Source organism: Streptomyces sp. NPDC093510 (genome assembly GCF_040683555.1).
Taxonomy (GTDB): domain Bacteria; phylum Actinomycetota; class Actinomycetes; order Streptomycetales; family Streptomycetaceae; genus Streptomyces.
This window is the reverse complement of sequence record NZ_JBFBEE010000036.1, coordinates 32,303-45,490: the sequence shown is the minus strand read 5'-3', so window position 1 is coordinate 45,490 and position 13,188 is coordinate 32,303. Positions and strand designations below refer to the sequence as shown.

General features: G+C 70.8%; 14 protein-coding genes and 4 tRNA genes. 8 read left to right on the top strand and 10 right to left on the bottom strand.

The genetic code is table 11. The annotated features are described in order from the left end of the window. Window positions 1-19: 19 nt before the first annotated feature. Both AB0N81_RS37835 and AB0N81_RS37830 read right to left on the bottom strand, forming a co-directional pair. The gene (locus AB0N81_RS37835; RefSeq protein WP_365366686.1) at window positions 20-574 is read right to left on the bottom strand and encodes a GNAT family N-acetyltransferase; all 555 of its coding nucleotides are present in this window, start codon (window positions 572-574) and stop codon (window positions 20-22) included. Beyond that, the gene (locus tag AB0N81_RS37830) at window positions 571-726 is read right to left on the bottom strand and encodes a hypothetical protein (RefSeq protein ID WP_365366684.1); all 156 of its coding nucleotides are present in this window, start codon (window positions 724-726) and stop codon (window positions 571-573) included. Before AB0N81_RS37830 ends, AB0N81_RS37835 begins: the two co-directional genes overlap by 4 nt. 394 nt (window positions 727-1,120) lie before the next feature. On the opposite strand from AB0N81_RS37830, the gene AB0N81_RS37825 reads away from it, so the two are divergent. From AB0N81_RS37825 to AB0N81_RS37810, 4 genes are all read left to right on the top strand, one after another. Further along, the gene (locus AB0N81_RS37825) at window positions 1,121-2,374 is read left to right on the top strand and encodes a helix-turn-helix transcriptional regulator (protein WP_365366682.1); all 1,254 of its coding nucleotides are present in this window, start codon (window positions 1,121-1,123) and stop codon (window positions 2,372-2,374) included. A gap of 152 nt (window positions 2,375-2,526) precedes the next feature. Continuing rightward, window positions 2,527-2,985, top strand: coding sequence for a hypothetical protein (locus AB0N81_RS37820; RefSeq protein ID WP_365366680.1), 459 nt, complete (start codon window positions 2,527-2,529; stop codon window positions 2,983-2,985). After that, complete coding sequence (locus AB0N81_RS37815) at window positions 2,982-3,203, top strand: hypothetical protein (RefSeq protein WP_365366678.1); 222 nt, start codon at window positions 2,982-2,984, stop codon at window positions 3,201-3,203. Before AB0N81_RS37820 ends, AB0N81_RS37815 begins: the two co-directional genes overlap by 4 nt. Beyond that, the gene (locus AB0N81_RS37810; protein WP_365366676.1) at window positions 3,196-3,360 is read left to right on the top strand and encodes a hypothetical protein; all 165 of its coding nucleotides are present in this window, start codon (window positions 3,196-3,198) and stop codon (window positions 3,358-3,360) included. Before AB0N81_RS37815 ends, AB0N81_RS37810 begins: the two co-directional genes overlap by 8 nt. A gap of 235 nt (window positions 3,361-3,595) precedes the next feature. On the opposite strand, the gene AB0N81_RS37805 is transcribed toward AB0N81_RS37810, so the two are convergent. From AB0N81_RS37805 to AB0N81_RS37790, 4 genes are all read right to left on the bottom strand, one after another. After that, window positions 3,596-3,668, bottom strand: a tRNA-Lys gene (locus AB0N81_RS37805). A 112-nt stretch (window positions 3,669-3,780) separates the two neighbouring features. Further along, complete coding sequence (locus AB0N81_RS37800) at window positions 3,781-6,123, bottom strand: DEAD/DEAH box helicase (RefSeq protein WP_365366675.1); 2,343 nt, start codon at window positions 6,121-6,123, stop codon at window positions 3,781-3,783. Between the two features lie 223 nt (window positions 6,124-6,346). Continuing rightward, complete coding sequence (locus tag AB0N81_RS37795; protein WP_365366673.1) at window positions 6,347-6,901, bottom strand: hypothetical protein; 555 nt, start codon at window positions 6,899-6,901, stop codon at window positions 6,347-6,349. 156 nt (window positions 6,902-7,057) lie between these two features. Further along, window positions 7,058-7,408, bottom strand: coding sequence for a metallopeptidase family protein (locus AB0N81_RS37790; RefSeq protein ID WP_362991921.1), 351 nt, complete (start codon window positions 7,406-7,408; stop codon window positions 7,058-7,060). Between the two features lie 71 nt (window positions 7,409-7,479). Here AB0N81_RS37790 and AB0N81_RS37785 point away from each other — a divergent pair, with 71 nt between their 5' ends. The 4 genes from AB0N81_RS37785 to AB0N81_RS37770 all read left to right on the top strand — a co-directional run bounded on the left by AB0N81_RS37785 (window position 7,480) and on the right by AB0N81_RS37770 (window position 9,393). Continuing rightward, window positions 7,480-9,027 (top strand): metallophosphoesterase, encoded by a 1,548-nt coding sequence (locus tag AB0N81_RS37785; protein WP_365366671.1) that lies wholly within the window; start codon window positions 7,480-7,482, stop codon window positions 9,025-9,027. Between the two features lie 81 nt (window positions 9,028-9,108). Then, window positions 9,109-9,181, top strand: a tRNA-Glu gene (locus tag AB0N81_RS37780). A 39-nt stretch (window positions 9,182-9,220) separates the two neighbouring features. Then, window positions 9,221-9,295: transfer RNA gene (locus AB0N81_RS37775), tRNA-Asp, on the top strand. A gap of 24 nt (window positions 9,296-9,319) precedes the next feature. Beyond that, window positions 9,320-9,393 (top strand) — tRNA-Phe (locus AB0N81_RS37770). 360 nt (window positions 9,394-9,753) lie between these two features. On the opposite strand, the gene AB0N81_RS37765 is transcribed toward AB0N81_RS37770, so the two are convergent. From AB0N81_RS37765 to AB0N81_RS37750, 4 genes are all read right to left on the bottom strand, one after another. Then, a complete protein-coding gene (locus AB0N81_RS37765) occupies window positions 9,754-10,875 on the bottom strand; it encodes an ABC transporter permease (RefSeq protein ID WP_365366669.1) in 1,122 nt (373 codons plus the stop codon). Window positions 10,876-10,908: 33 nt separating this feature from the next. Continuing rightward, window positions 10,909-11,805: a cytochrome c biogenesis CcdA family protein gene (locus tag AB0N81_RS37760; protein ID WP_365366667.1), complete on the bottom strand. Its 897-nt coding sequence runs from the start codon at window positions 11,803-11,805 to the stop codon at window positions 10,909-10,911. Further along, window positions 11,802-12,683 (bottom strand): DsbA family protein, encoded by an 882-nt coding sequence (locus AB0N81_RS37755; protein WP_365366665.1) that lies wholly within the window; start codon window positions 12,681-12,683, stop codon window positions 11,802-11,804. The genes AB0N81_RS37760 and AB0N81_RS37755 overlap by 4 nt, the downstream gene beginning before the upstream one ends. A gap of 82 nt (window positions 12,684-12,765) precedes the next feature. Further along, entirely contained in the window at window positions 12,766-13,140 is a 375-nt protein-coding gene (locus tag AB0N81_RS37750) for a hypothetical protein (RefSeq protein WP_365366663.1), read from the bottom strand. Window positions 13,141-13,188 lie beyond the last annotated feature (48 nt).

The following is a 13,188-nucleotide window of genomic DNA, read 5'->3' as shown; positions in this document are numbered from 1 at the left end:
CGCTCTGGTGGACCGGGGATCAACGCAAGGCGAGCAGCATCACGTCGTGAAGCTCAGCGCCCTCCCAGGGGCGTGCCTCGCCGACCTTCCGGTATCCCCATGCTCGATAGGCGGCCACCGCCGCCTTGCTCTCCGGATGGACGTTCAGCAGCACCCGTTCCGCCTCGACACCGTCGAGCAGAGCGTCATGCAGCCGCCGGGCGATACCGAGCCCCCGCCAGTCCACACATACGGCAAGCTCCATGAGCCCGAAGGTCCGGCGCCCGTCCTCGCGCCGCATGTCGTCGTCCACAGGCGTGGTGAGTTCTCCCCACCACCCAGTGTTGGCGCCGAGGGGGTAGCCGTAGGCCATACCGACCGGCTCGCCGTCGGCCCTGCGGGCGAGGGCGCCGCGGAAGGTACGTTTACGGCTCTGTGAGCGGAAACGGCGGAACGTCGCCTCGACGGCGTCCTCGCCCTCGCTGTAGGGCGGTTCGGCGAACGCCTCGGCGTAGACCGCCCGGAACGCGGCCTCGACCCGCGCCGCCTGTGGGCCGTCCATCCGCCTGACGTCGACGGTGCCGTTCTGCGTCATTCGATGCTCCCTCGTACGGTCTCGTGCATGCGCTCCGCACAGTCCCGGGCCGCCCTGTTGTCGATGCGAGCGGCAGTGCGCTGGAACTCGCGCAGCTTGCCGGCCAAGCGGGGCGAGGAAATGCCACCGTACGCGTCCAGAACGGCGCTCATCTCCGCGCACCCCGCCTCGACTTCCCCAGCAGCGAGCAGTACACCCGCTAGCTTCACGCGATACGAGGCACTGTTGCGGGCCAGGTCGCCACCGATCCCACGCACGGCCGCCCGCAGGGATAGGGATACAGCCTCCAGCAGCCGTCCGACGACCCGGACGCCCTCGTCTGCCGCCGTGACGGTGCACCCGATCCGGAGCCCGACGACAGACCCACCCCGCAGGTCGCACTCGATCCGGCCCGTCGCCAATACCCATGACACAGCCCCCTTCTGCCTTCGGGCGGGAGGGGGCCTTTCGTCATGCTCGGCGCCGGGGTTGACAGACACCTCACATCGAAACGGCCCTGCCCATACGCTGACAGTGTCGAGCTGTTCAGAGAGGGGCAAGGCCGCAATGTCTCCAGATGCTCCCCGGGACCCTTACGCCGACCCACTGCGATTCGGGCAACGCGTGCAAATTCTCCGCGAGCGCCGCGGAATGACGCGGCCTCAACTCGCGGACTTCGTGGGCGTCTCACCGCACACCTTGAAGAAGATCGAGAATGGACAGCAGCAGGCTCCCGGCTTGGAAATGGTGCTCCGCATCGCCGAAGCGCTGCGAGTGCGCAATCTTGCCGACCTGACAGGCCAGCCCGAGGACATGCACATTGACCTCTTCACCGGCCCCGGGCACCCGCGGCTCGCGTCCGTGAAGGCCGCGGTCGACTCCTTCACCCTGGGATCCGACGTCGAGCCGCCGCCGGTAGCGCATCTTGAGGCGCGCCTTCACGCCGCGTGGAAGGCCCGTCACCAGGCTCCCAACCACCGGGAGGTCATCGGCAAGTTGCTGCCCGACCTCATCCGCGACGGGCAGGCACTGGTGCGTCACGCGGACACAGCGTCCGACCGTCGCGCCGCTCAGGCGCTACTCGCGGAGTCGTACAGCCTCTGCCAGTTCTTCGCCGCTTATCAGCCCGACAGCAGCCTTCTCTGGCGTGTCGCCGAACGCGGCATGACTGCTGCCCAGGAGTCGGAGGACCCGCACGCGATCGGTGTGGCGGCGTGGCTGCTCGCTCAGGCGCACCGTGATAGCGGCCCGCGCCACTTCGACGCGGCCGACGCAGTCAATCTCGAAGCCATCCGATTCCTCGACCCGCTGCTGCCAGACGCCTCGGACGATGTGCTCGCCATCGCCGGAGCGCTGGAGTTCGAGCTCGGCTATACCGCGGCTCGTCGCCGGGAAACCGGTACCGCATGGCGGCATTGGGATAAGGCGAATGACATGGCCGAGCGGCTGCCACGGGGCTACTACCACCCGGTGACGTCCTTCTCTCGCGCCATCATGGGCGCGCACGCGGTCACCGTCGCCGTCGAGCTGCACCAGGGCGGGGAGTCCGTGCGCCAGGCGGCGAAGGCGGACAAGGCCGTCATCAGCTCGCGGCCTCGCCGGGCGCGGCACAGGATCGAGGAGGCCCGCGGGTATCAGCTCGACGGGCAGCCCGACGTGGCGATCGCCACGCTGCAGAAGGCGAACGAGGCGGCGCCAGAGACGATCGCGTACAACGGGTACGCACGCCGGATCATCCTCGAAGAGGTCGAGTCGAAGGTGGCCGAGCGCCGTCGGCGGGCGTCGGAGCTTGCTGTGGACGTCGGCATTTTGGCGGCATAGAGGGGACCGGATTCCGGTCCTCCCTCATCGTCTGCCGCCCCTACGGTCGCGCATGTGAGGCACATCACTGCGGCTGTGAGGGTAGGCGGATGACGACCGGACGGGAAGACAGGGACGCACTCAGTGCGAAAAGTGACGACCCCCCAAGGCTGTTGAGCGCTGCGTTCGACTTGCTGGCACGCGCGCAGGACGCGCCGCAGCAGGCCCACCGGGAGTGGATGGAAACGGGCATCGCTCTCCTGCCGCTGGGGAAGCGGTTCAACTCGGTGTGCCTGCCCGCGCGGCTCGTGCACGCGGCCACCGGGACCGACGACCTTGAGCTCGTGGCCGTGACCCTGGCGCACCTGCTCCGTGGGCCCGTCATCCACAACCGCCCACAGCGCCAGTACTACGCGCTGACCACGCCGTTCCCTCCGGCGCGGTGGGAGTACCCCGACGAGGCTCCGATGCTGGGCACCGGTCACTTCCTGAGCGTGCCGGCGTCCGACCTCACGGGCCCGACCGGCCTGTACTGGGCCGTGCGGCCCCGCATGGTCGGCGACCTGTGCCCCGTGCAGTCCGTCGCCGCCCTGCTCACCATCGCCCGCGACCACCTCCGGAGGCCGCGATGAGCCTGACCGAGACGACCACCGAAGAGCGGCAGGCGCAGAAGACGTACAACGCCCTCCTGGCGCACCTCGACGACTGCTCGCCCTGCCAGTCCGAAGAAGACTGCGCCGAGGGGACGCGAATCCGCCGCGCGGTCCGCGCAACACGAAGCGCAGTGACAGAGAGCCCGGCGCTGCGGGCGGCACGGGCTCAGGCCCGGATGGCGACCCGCGATGAGTGAGGGCACACGGTTCTGCTGGAGCTGCGACCAGCCGATCCTCACAGGGCAGGCGGTCGTGACAGCCGCGAAGGTCTCCATCTCGGGCGGTGGCGCGGCCGTCCTCCTGCACGCGACGTGCTCGAAGCCGCGCGCCTTCGTACGCCGCTACCCCGCCTAGCCCCCGGCCGCGGCCCCGTCGAAGGGACCGCGGATACGGGGAGGGGCCGCCCACCGCTACACGAGATCGCGGAGCCGGGGCCGCGTCACTCCGTCAGGGTCGCTACCGGCACGTCCATCACCCAAGCCACGCGTGTCGTCATCGGGCAGGTCTCGCACCTGACCCTAGCGATCTTTGAGCCCCCGAAACGCACCGCAGGCCCAGATCAGATGTCGTCTGACCTGGGCCTGAGCTGTAGACCGTGTGGGACTCGAACCCACAACCAATGGATTAAAAGTCCACTGCTCTGCCAATTGAGCTAACGGTCCTCGTCGGTGCACCCCCGAGCATAGCGGGACGGGCCCCGGAGTCCGATCGGGTATCGGTGTACGACGCCAAAAGGCCCGCACGACGCGTACGTCGTGCGGGCCTGGCTACAGGTCAGCTGTTGCGCTTCCAGCGCGGCTTGTCGTCGCGGCGGCCGAACGAACCCGTGCCGGAGCCGGTGCGGTCGTCGCGGCGGTTGTACGACGGGCGGTCGTGACCGCCGGAGCGGAAGCCGCCCGAGCCGCCGGAGGGGCGGTCGTCGCGACGGTCGCGGTTGAACGGGCGGTCGCTGCCACGGTGGCCGCCAGCCGGACGGTCGTCACGACGCTCGAACGAACGACCACCGGACGGACGGTCGTCGCGACGGAAGCCACCGCCACGGTTGTCGTCACGACGGTCACGGTTGAAACCGCCACCGCGGTTGTCGTCACGACGCTCGAAGGAACGGCCGCCACGGTCACCACCGGAGGGGCGGTCGTCGCGGCGGAAGCCACCGCCACGGTTGTCGTCACGACGGTCGCGGTTGAAACCGCCACCGCGGTTGTCGTCACGACGCTCGAACGAACGGCCGCCACGGTCACCGCCCGACGGACGGTCGTCACGGCGGAAGCCGCCACCACGGTTGTCGTCACGACGGTCGCGGTTGAAGCCACCACCGCGGTTGTCGTCACGACGCTCGAACGAACGGCCACCGCGGTCGCCACCACGGTCGCCACCGCGGTTGTCGCGGCGCTCGTAGTTGCCGCGCTCGTCACGCTGCGGACGACGGTTCTCGTACGAGGAGGAACGCTCATCGCGGGCCGGGCGCTCGGAGCGCTCGGCGACGGGCTGCTCCGGGACCGACACGGCGGCCTCGATGACCGCCTCGGCCGCCGCGGCGGCCTCGGCGACCGCGGCCTCCGGGTCGTCGCCGCGCTCACGGGCGGCACGCGCGGTGAGGCGGTCGGCCTCCTCGCGCAGCTCGGCGGCGCGGCGCGTGGCGCGCTCCAGCTCCTTGGTGAGGTCCTTGACCTCGCGCTCGGCCTGCGTGGCCGCGTTGCCCGCGGAGTCGGCCTGGACCTCGGTCATCGAACGGGCGCCGGTGATCTCGGCGACCTCCGGGTCGAAGGTGCCGCCGCCGTTGATGATGTGGCGGGTGGCGTCGACGCCGGCGTCCTCCATGAGGCGGAAGATCTGGCGGCGCTGGTGCGGGAGGGAGAGGGAGACGACCGTGCCGGACCGGCCCGCGCGAGCGGTACGGCCGGAGCGGTGCAGGTAGTCCTTGTGGTCGCCGGCCGGGTCCACGTTCAGGACCAGGTCGATGCCGTCGACGTGGATGCCGCGGGCGGCGACGTCGGTGGCGACCAGGGCGTTGACGTAGCCCTTCTTGAAGTCCTCGAGCACGCGGGTGCGGGCACCCTGCGTCATGCCGCCGTGCAGCGCGTCGGCCTTCACACCGGAGTCGCAGAGCTGCTCGGCGATGCGGTCGGCGCCCAGCTGGGTGCGGACGAAGATGATGGTGCGGCCCTTGCGCGCGGCGATGGCGGCCGTGACGGGCGCCTTGTCGCGGGGCTTCACGATCAGGATGTGGTGCGACATGGTCGTGACGTTGCCCTGGGCGCTGTCGACCTCGTGCGTCACCGGGTTGTTCAGGTAGCGCTTGACCAGCGTGGAGATCTCGTTCTCCATCGTGGCCGAGAACAGCATGCGCTGGCCGCCGGAGGGGACCTGGTCGAGCAGCTCGGTGACCTCGGGCAGGAAGCCCAGGTCGGACATCTGGTCGGCCTCGTCGAGGACGGCGATCTGGGTGTTCTCCAGCGAGCAGGCGCCGCGGCTGATGATGTCGCGCAGGCGGCCCGGGGTGGCGACGAGGATGTCGACGCCACGCTCGAGGGCGTAGATCTGGTTGCCCATCGACGTACCGCCGCAGACGACCTTCATCTTCAGGCCGAGCACGTCGCCGTAGGGCTGGAGGGCGTCCGCGACCTGCATCGCAAGCTCACGGGTCGGGGTGAGGATGACGCCACGGGGCTTCTTCTTCTCGGTGCGGCCGCCCTCGGCGAGCGTCGCCAGCATCGGGAGACCGAAGGAGAGGGTCTTGCCGGAGCCGGTGCGGCCACGGCCGAGGATGTCCTTGCCGGCCAGGGCGTCCGGGATGGTCGCGGCCTGGATCGGGAAGGGCGTGGTGACGCCGTTCTGCGCCAGCTTGCGGACGATGCCCTCGGGCAGACCGAGGTCACCGAAGGTGGGGCCGGTCTCGGCGTCTTCGGCGTCTTCGGCGTCTTCGGCGGCCTCGTCGGCCTCGTCGGCGGCCTCGGTCTCGACGACGACCTGCTCGGCCGCTTCCACGACGTCGGCGGCCTGGACGGTCTCGACGGCCTGGACGGTCTCGACGGCCTCGGTGACGGTCTCCACCGTCAGCTCGTCGGTCGTCTCGTTCTCGGGCAGGACGGCGTGGTCAGAATGAGAAATGGACATGCGAAATGCGAAACCTTCCGGAGTCTCGGCACGCGCCCGTCAACTCCGTGATTTCGCAATGGACCGCCTCTATGCGGTCAGCCACGGCAAGGGAGAGTACGCGCCACGCGGCGCTCTTCTGTGTCGGCGCCGGGCAAATGGGATCAAACGATCTACCACCATACGCACCCCCCACCCCATATGGCAAACCGCCCCCGCGAAACCCCTCTCACCTGCGCGTTCGTCAGCGAGGACCCGCCTGGGGCGACGGCTCACGCTCCCCGATCTCCGCGTTTCGCCGCTGTAGCTGGGCGCCCTGCCCCGACCCCTCGTGCGCCGAGGACGACGGCTCCGGAGTGGTCGGATCGGGCGTGGGGGTCGGCGTGGGCTTCGGCGGGGCGGGCGTCGCGCTCGTGCGCGTCGGGGTCGGCTTCGGACGCGGCGGCGTCGGCTTCCCCGGGCCGCCCGGCTTCGGCGGCTTCTCGGAGGCCGTCGCGGAGGAGGACTCCGCGGGCTCGGCCGCGCTCCCCGACCCGGAGCCGCCCGCGCGCGCGGACCCGCCCTTGCCGCCCTTCTTGCCCTTGTGCCGCCCCCGCCCCTCCCCGTGCCCGTCCTCGGACGACACGTCACCGCCCTGCGTCACGGGGCCGCCGTCGGGCGCGGCCGCACCGTCGCGCTGCCCCGAGGAACGGCCGGGCGCCGGGGCCTTCCCGTCGTCACTGATGCTCATGCAGCCCGCGGTCGCCGCTACGGCCACCGCGACCGCGGCCCAACGGACGGGAACGTACAACTGGCGCACGGCCGAGCACCTCCTGAGGCGCTGAGGATCGAGACGCCCTGCCCAACTCCCGCGGCCCGCAAGAGGACACGGCGGCCCACCCCCGCCCGCCCGGCCCCGCACACCAGGCCGGACCCCCTCGCTCACCCGTACCCGAACCGGCCCGCGGGCCGGAACTCACCCGTACCCGAGCGCGTGCAGCCGGGCGTCGTCGATGCCGAAGTGATGGGCCACCTCGTGCACCACAGTGATCTCCGTCTCGGCGACCACCTCCTCGCGCGACCCGCACATCCGCAGCGTCGGCCCCCGGTAGATCGTGATGCGGTCCGGCAGCACCCCCGCGTACCACTCGCCGCGGTCGGTCAGCGGAGTCCCCTCGTAGAGCCCGAGCAGTTCGGGATCGTCGGACGGCGGCTCGTCCTCCACAAAAACGGCCACGTTGTCCATCAGCCGTGTCAGCTCCGGCGGAATCCGGTCGAGAGCCTCGCCGACCAGTTCCTCGAACTCCTCGCGCGTCATCTCCAGCACACCCCCATTGTCGGCCACGCCGACCGCCCCGTCCCGGCATATCCACCGCTCCAACTGGGCATACGGGACCAATGGCCCGCGACTTCACCGCCCTGCAAGGCGTACGAAGGGCGGGCAGCGCCCTGGTGGGCCACTACCGCGCCCGCCGCACCCACCCCGTCAACGAACTGGTCAGCCCCCCGCACCCGTACGCCCGCGCCCTCGGCCTGGTCACGGTCGTGCTGCTCGGCGCCTGGCTCGGCCTCCTCGTCGTCGGCAGCGTGCGCGCGCCGGTCGGCCCGATGGACACCCGCATGACGCTGCGCCCGTCCGTGACCGGCGGCACGAAGATCGACGTCTCCCCCCTCGGCGCCCTGGAGCTCCGGTCCCACACGGCCCCCATCCGCCTGGACGTCGACGTGGACCGCCTGGACCCGGTGCGCTCACAGGCCCTGGTCGACCACCCGGAGCGGCTCTCCGGGCTCCAGGACGAGGTCGCGCGCGACGTCGGCCACGGCACGCTCGACCTGGCCGTACGCTCCTGCGTCGCCGTCGTCTTCGGCGCGACCGCCCTCGGCCTCGCCGTCTACCGCCGCCCGCGCCGCGCCCTGGCCGCGGGCGGCCTCGCGCTCGCCCTCCTCGCGGCGTCCGGCACGGCCGCGTACGCCACCTGGAACCCGAAGTCCGTCCTGGAGCCGAAGTTCTCCGGCCTGCTCAGCAGCGCGCCCTCCGTCGTCGGTGACGCCCGCAGCATCGTCAGCGAATTCGACGTCTACCAACAGGAGTTGGCGCGCCTGGTCACCAACGTCACGAAGCTGTACGACGTGACGTCCACCCTCCCCGCGTACCAGCCGGACCCCACCACCATGCGCGTCCTGCACGTCTCGGACATCCATCTGAACCCGGCGAGCTGGAAGATCATTTCTTCCCTCGTCACCCAGTACGACATCGACGTCATCGTCGACTCGGGCGACACCATGGACCACGGCTCGGCCACCGAGAACGGCTTCCTCGACCCCATCGAGGACCTCGGCGCGCCCTACGTGTGGGTACGCGGCAACCACGACTCGCACACCACCCAGCGCTACCTGGAGCGCTTCAAGAACGTCCACGTCCTCGACGACGGCAGGGCCGAGACCGTCGCGGGCCTGCGCTTCGCCGGCATCGGCGACCCGCAGTACACCCCCGACCGCTCGGAGAAGCCCGGCGGCGACTCGGTCGAACACATGGCGGGCATACGTCTGGCGTCCGCCCTGCGCGCCGAGCGGGCGGCCGGGACGCCGGTCGACGTGGCCGTCGCCCACAACCCGAAGGCGGCGCGCGAGACGGACGGCGAGGTGCCGCTCGTCCTCGCGGGCCACGTCCACCACCAGGAGATGGAGGTCATGGACGGCGGTACGCGGCTGCGCATCGAAGGCTCCACGGGCGGCAGCGGCCTGCGCGCCGTGGAGGACAAGCACCCCGACCCGGTCGAGGCGTCGATCCTCTACCTGGACCGGACGACCAAGCGGCTGCAGGCCTGGGACGAGATCAGACTGGGCGGGCTCGGCCTGACGAAGGCGGAGGTCAGCCGCCACCTGCCCAAGGAGAACAGGCCCGGGGCGCCCGTCCCGCCCACGCCCCCGACCCCCTCGCGGTAAACCGTTTTGGCGATAGCTCCCCGCATCCCATATGCTTCTCACGTCCCCGACGCGCTGCAAAGCGCCCAGGCGGGCCTCTTAGCCCTCATCGTCTAGTGGCCCAGGACGCCGCCCTTTCAAGGCGGTAGCACGGGTTCGAATCCCGTTGGGGGCACGCAACACCTTGTGCGAGACTAGTGCTCGCACAATGCTTGGTCCTGTGGAGCAGTTTGGAGTGCTCGCCACCCTGTCAAGGTGGAGGCCGCGGGTTCAAATCCCGTCAGGACCGCTTGCGATTCCACGCGGATCGCGTGGCTGGGTAGCTCAGTTGGTACGAGCGATCGCCTGAAAAGCGATAGGTCGCCGGTTCGATCCCGGCCCCAGCCACCTCTTACAGAAGCCCCGCCTCACCCGGCGGGGCTTCTGTCGTTCTCCCCCTTGCCGGTCCAAACAGGCCCGCCGCTCCGCGGCGGATGCATCCCACCCACCCACCCGTGCACCCCGCGACGTCCCGCGGGAGTAGGGGCGGGTGGGTGGGGTGTTCCCCGCGACGCCCTGCAGGGGTAGGAGCAGTAGGGGGGTGGCCCTCCACCGGGCCGCAGCCGCAAACGCGTCCCGAGGGGACGTGGGGGTATGTGCGCACGGAGCACCGAGCACACTCTGGCGCCTTTGGACTTGAGGCGCGACGCAGGGATAGCGAGTACGTACATACCCCCACGGCCCCGCCCCACAGCCGGGCGGAAGGCGCTACCCCGCGTGAGCGGGAGAAGACGTGCGGCCCCCCGGATGGCGATGGCGCCAGACCCAGAAGATCGCGCTGGAGAGCAGCGCCCAGCCCCCCAGCACCAGGAACGGAAACGCGTGCTGGTGACCGCCGAAGTACACGGCCGTGTGCTGCGCGTTCACCGACGCCCCCGGCGGCAGCCACTGCCCGATGTGCCCGAGCACCGAGGGAAGCAGCGGCCACGACACCGCACCACCCGACGACGGATTGCCGAGGAGCACCATCAGGCCCCACGTCGGCAGCATCGCCCACCGCCCGAACATCGTGTTGAACATCGAAAAGACCATCCCCGACGCGAACATCGTCAGCGCCAGGATCAGCCACGACTCCACGAAGGGCAGCCGCACCGCCCCCAGCCACCAGTCCACGACCGCCGCGATGACGAACGCGCCGAGCAGCGCGTACAGCGCGGTGAAGCCGATCCGTTCCGCCGGATTGAGCCCCCGGGCGTGGACGCTCAGCTGGATCGCCCCCACGAAGCCGATGATCACGGCGGCGAGGGAGATGTAGAAGATGGCGAGACCCCGCGGGTCGCCCTCCTGCAGCGGCTTGATGTCCTTCACCGCCACCGGCACGCCGACCTTCTCGCCGACCTTCGGCGCGGTCTCCGCGAGCACCTGCGCGACAGAGGCGCCGGACGCCCCGGAGACGTCCAGCGTCACCTTGTCGCCGCCCCGGGCCACATCCAGGACCGCGAAGACCTTCTGCTCCTCCACGTCCCGCAGCGCCGCCGCCCGGCTGTCGTACCGGCGCACCTCCAGAGACGCGTTCAGCGCCTTCTCCATGCCCTCGAGGAACGCCTTGCCGCGCGCCGAGTCGCGCGCGTCGACCACCGCGGTGGGGATGTGGTGCGGGGTCGGGTTCGCCATGGAGTACGTGTACGAACCGGCGAAGAGCCCGGCGGCGGCCGCGAGGATGAACACCAGCACGATCGCGGGCAGGAAGGGCGACCGCTTGAACGCGTCCCACCGCTCGCTCCGGGTGGGCACGCGCCCATGAGCACCATGCTGATGCTGCTCGGGCTGATGCTGCTCCGGCTGATGTTGCTCCGGCTCTTGACCAGGCGTACCGACTTGATCAGGCATACGAATACGCTAAACCACGCATAAGTATCCTTCTCACTCACCCGGCGAGGAACCGGGTGAAACGGACTCAGGCTGCTCCCGCGATTCGGGCTGCTCCCGCGACTCGGACTGTTCCCACTTCCGGCACCCGCGTACCCCGAGCACCGCGGCCACCACCACGACGACCCCGATCAGCAGCGCCACGTCCGGCACCGCGCGACCGACCCCGCCCGCCCACTGCTCCACGGCGAACGAGTCGTCCACATCCAGCAGACCGGGCAGCGCCGTCGTCCCGTCGTACGCGAGGAACAGCGCCCCGAGCGCGATGAAGAACAGCCCCGAGAGCAGCGACGTGGTGTGCAGCTCGAACCGGCCGAGCCGGAACGTCCGCCCCCGCAACCATCCGCGCCGCCCCAGGTCGAACCGCTCCCAGAGCAGCGCGAGCAGGAAGAGCGGCACGGCCATCCCCAGGGCGTACACGGCGAGCAGCAGCCCTCCGTAGACCGGGCTCCCGCTCACCGCGGCCACCGTGAGCACGCTGCCGAGGATCGGCCCCGCGCAGAACCCGGCGAGCCCGTACACCGCCCCGAGCGCGTACACGGAGAAGGCGGTGGTCGGCCGGATGCGGCCGGACAGCTCGGCCATCTTCCGCGAGGCGAAGCCCATGCCGAGGATCTGCAGCACGCCGAGCCCGACGATCAGCCATCCCGCGGCGAGCACCAGCTGGTCGCGGTGGCCGAAGAAGAAGCGCCCTGCGTAGGACCCGGCCGCGCCGAGCGGCACGAGGGTGGTGGCGAGTCCGGCGTAGAAGATGCCGGTCCGGGCGACGAGGCGCGAGGCAGAGTCGATCGAGTAGGCGAAGAAGGCGGGCAGCAGCAGTGCGCTGCACGGACTCACCAGGGCGAGCAGCCCGCCGAGGAAGGCGGCGAAGTACCCGACGTCGGCGGTCACTCGGAACCACCCTTGCCCGCGGAGTCCCCACCCTTGCCCGCGGAGTCCCCACCCTTGCCCGCGGAGTCCCCGCCCTTGCCCGCGGAGTCCCCGCCCTTGCCGGCGGAATCCCCGCCCTTGCCCGCGGGCTTCGCGCTCTTGGCCGCCGCCTCGATCGCCTGGTCGAAGACCTGGTCCGGCTGGGCGCCCGAGACGGGCCGGCCGTTGATCAGGAAGGACGGCGTCGAGGCGGCTCCCAGTCCGTACGCCTCCTCCTGGTCCTTCTTCACCGCGGCCTCGGCGGCGTCGCTGTCCAGGTCCTTCACGAACCGGCCGACGTCCTTGACCCCGGCCTCCCGGGCCAGCTCCTTCAGCCGCCCCTCGCCGAAGCCCTTCTCCTTGGACCCGTCGGCGTACGCGGCCTCATGGAACTGCCAGAAGCGGCCCTGGCGCCCCGCCGCCCACGCGCCGCGCGCGGCCCGCTCGGAGTCCTCACCGAAGATCGGGAAGTTGCGCCATTCGATGCGCAGGGTGCCCTCGTCGACGTACTTCTTCACGAGGCCGGGCTCGGTGTCGCGGGCGAACTTGCCGCAGAAACCGCACTTGAAGTCGGCGTATTCGACCATCACGACGGGCGCGTCCGCACGCCCCTGCGCGAGTGGGTCCTTGGCGTCGCGTCGGGCGAGCTTCTCCAGCTCGGGGTAGACGCCGGCCTCCTGCCCGGCGGAGGGCGCGGCCCCCGCGGCCTCCTCCTTCACCGTGCCGCCACCGGAGTCCGCCGGCTTGGTCGCGGTGTACGAGGCGACGCCGAGCAGCACCGCGGCGACGGCGACACCCGCGCCGATGGCGATGTTGCGGCTCTTGTTGTCCTGGTTCTTCTTGCTGCCGTTCTTGGGCATGGCTGTGCTCTCTCTATGTCCTGTTGTACGTCGGTGGAGGGGCCCATGGGTCACGTGAGGAACGTGAGGGGGCGGGGGCCTCCTACACGCGCAGGACGGAGAGCTCCATCGGCGACGGCGGATCGAGGGCGGGCGGCGCGCGGCCGGGCAGCGGCGGCGTAACGACGTGGTCGACCGCGCACGCGCCGGTCGCGGCGTGGGCGTCGTACAGCGCGGGAAGCAGCTCGTACGAGCTGCCGGAGCGCGCCGGCGTGCCCGGCACGTGGTCGGCGTCCTGCGGGCTTCCCTTGCCGCAGCCGGGCGTCGCGCCCGCTGTCGCCGTCACCACCGCCGTCACCACCGCCGACGGCTCCGCGGGGCCCGCCCCGGCCGTCGAAGGCCCGCCGCAGAGCAGCCCGAGCACGACGAGCAGTACCGCCACCAGGGGGCACCACGGCGTACGCGCACGGGACAACATGCCCGGAATCGTACGTGCCGGGCGGCGCCCCACCGGAAATCGGTTCGC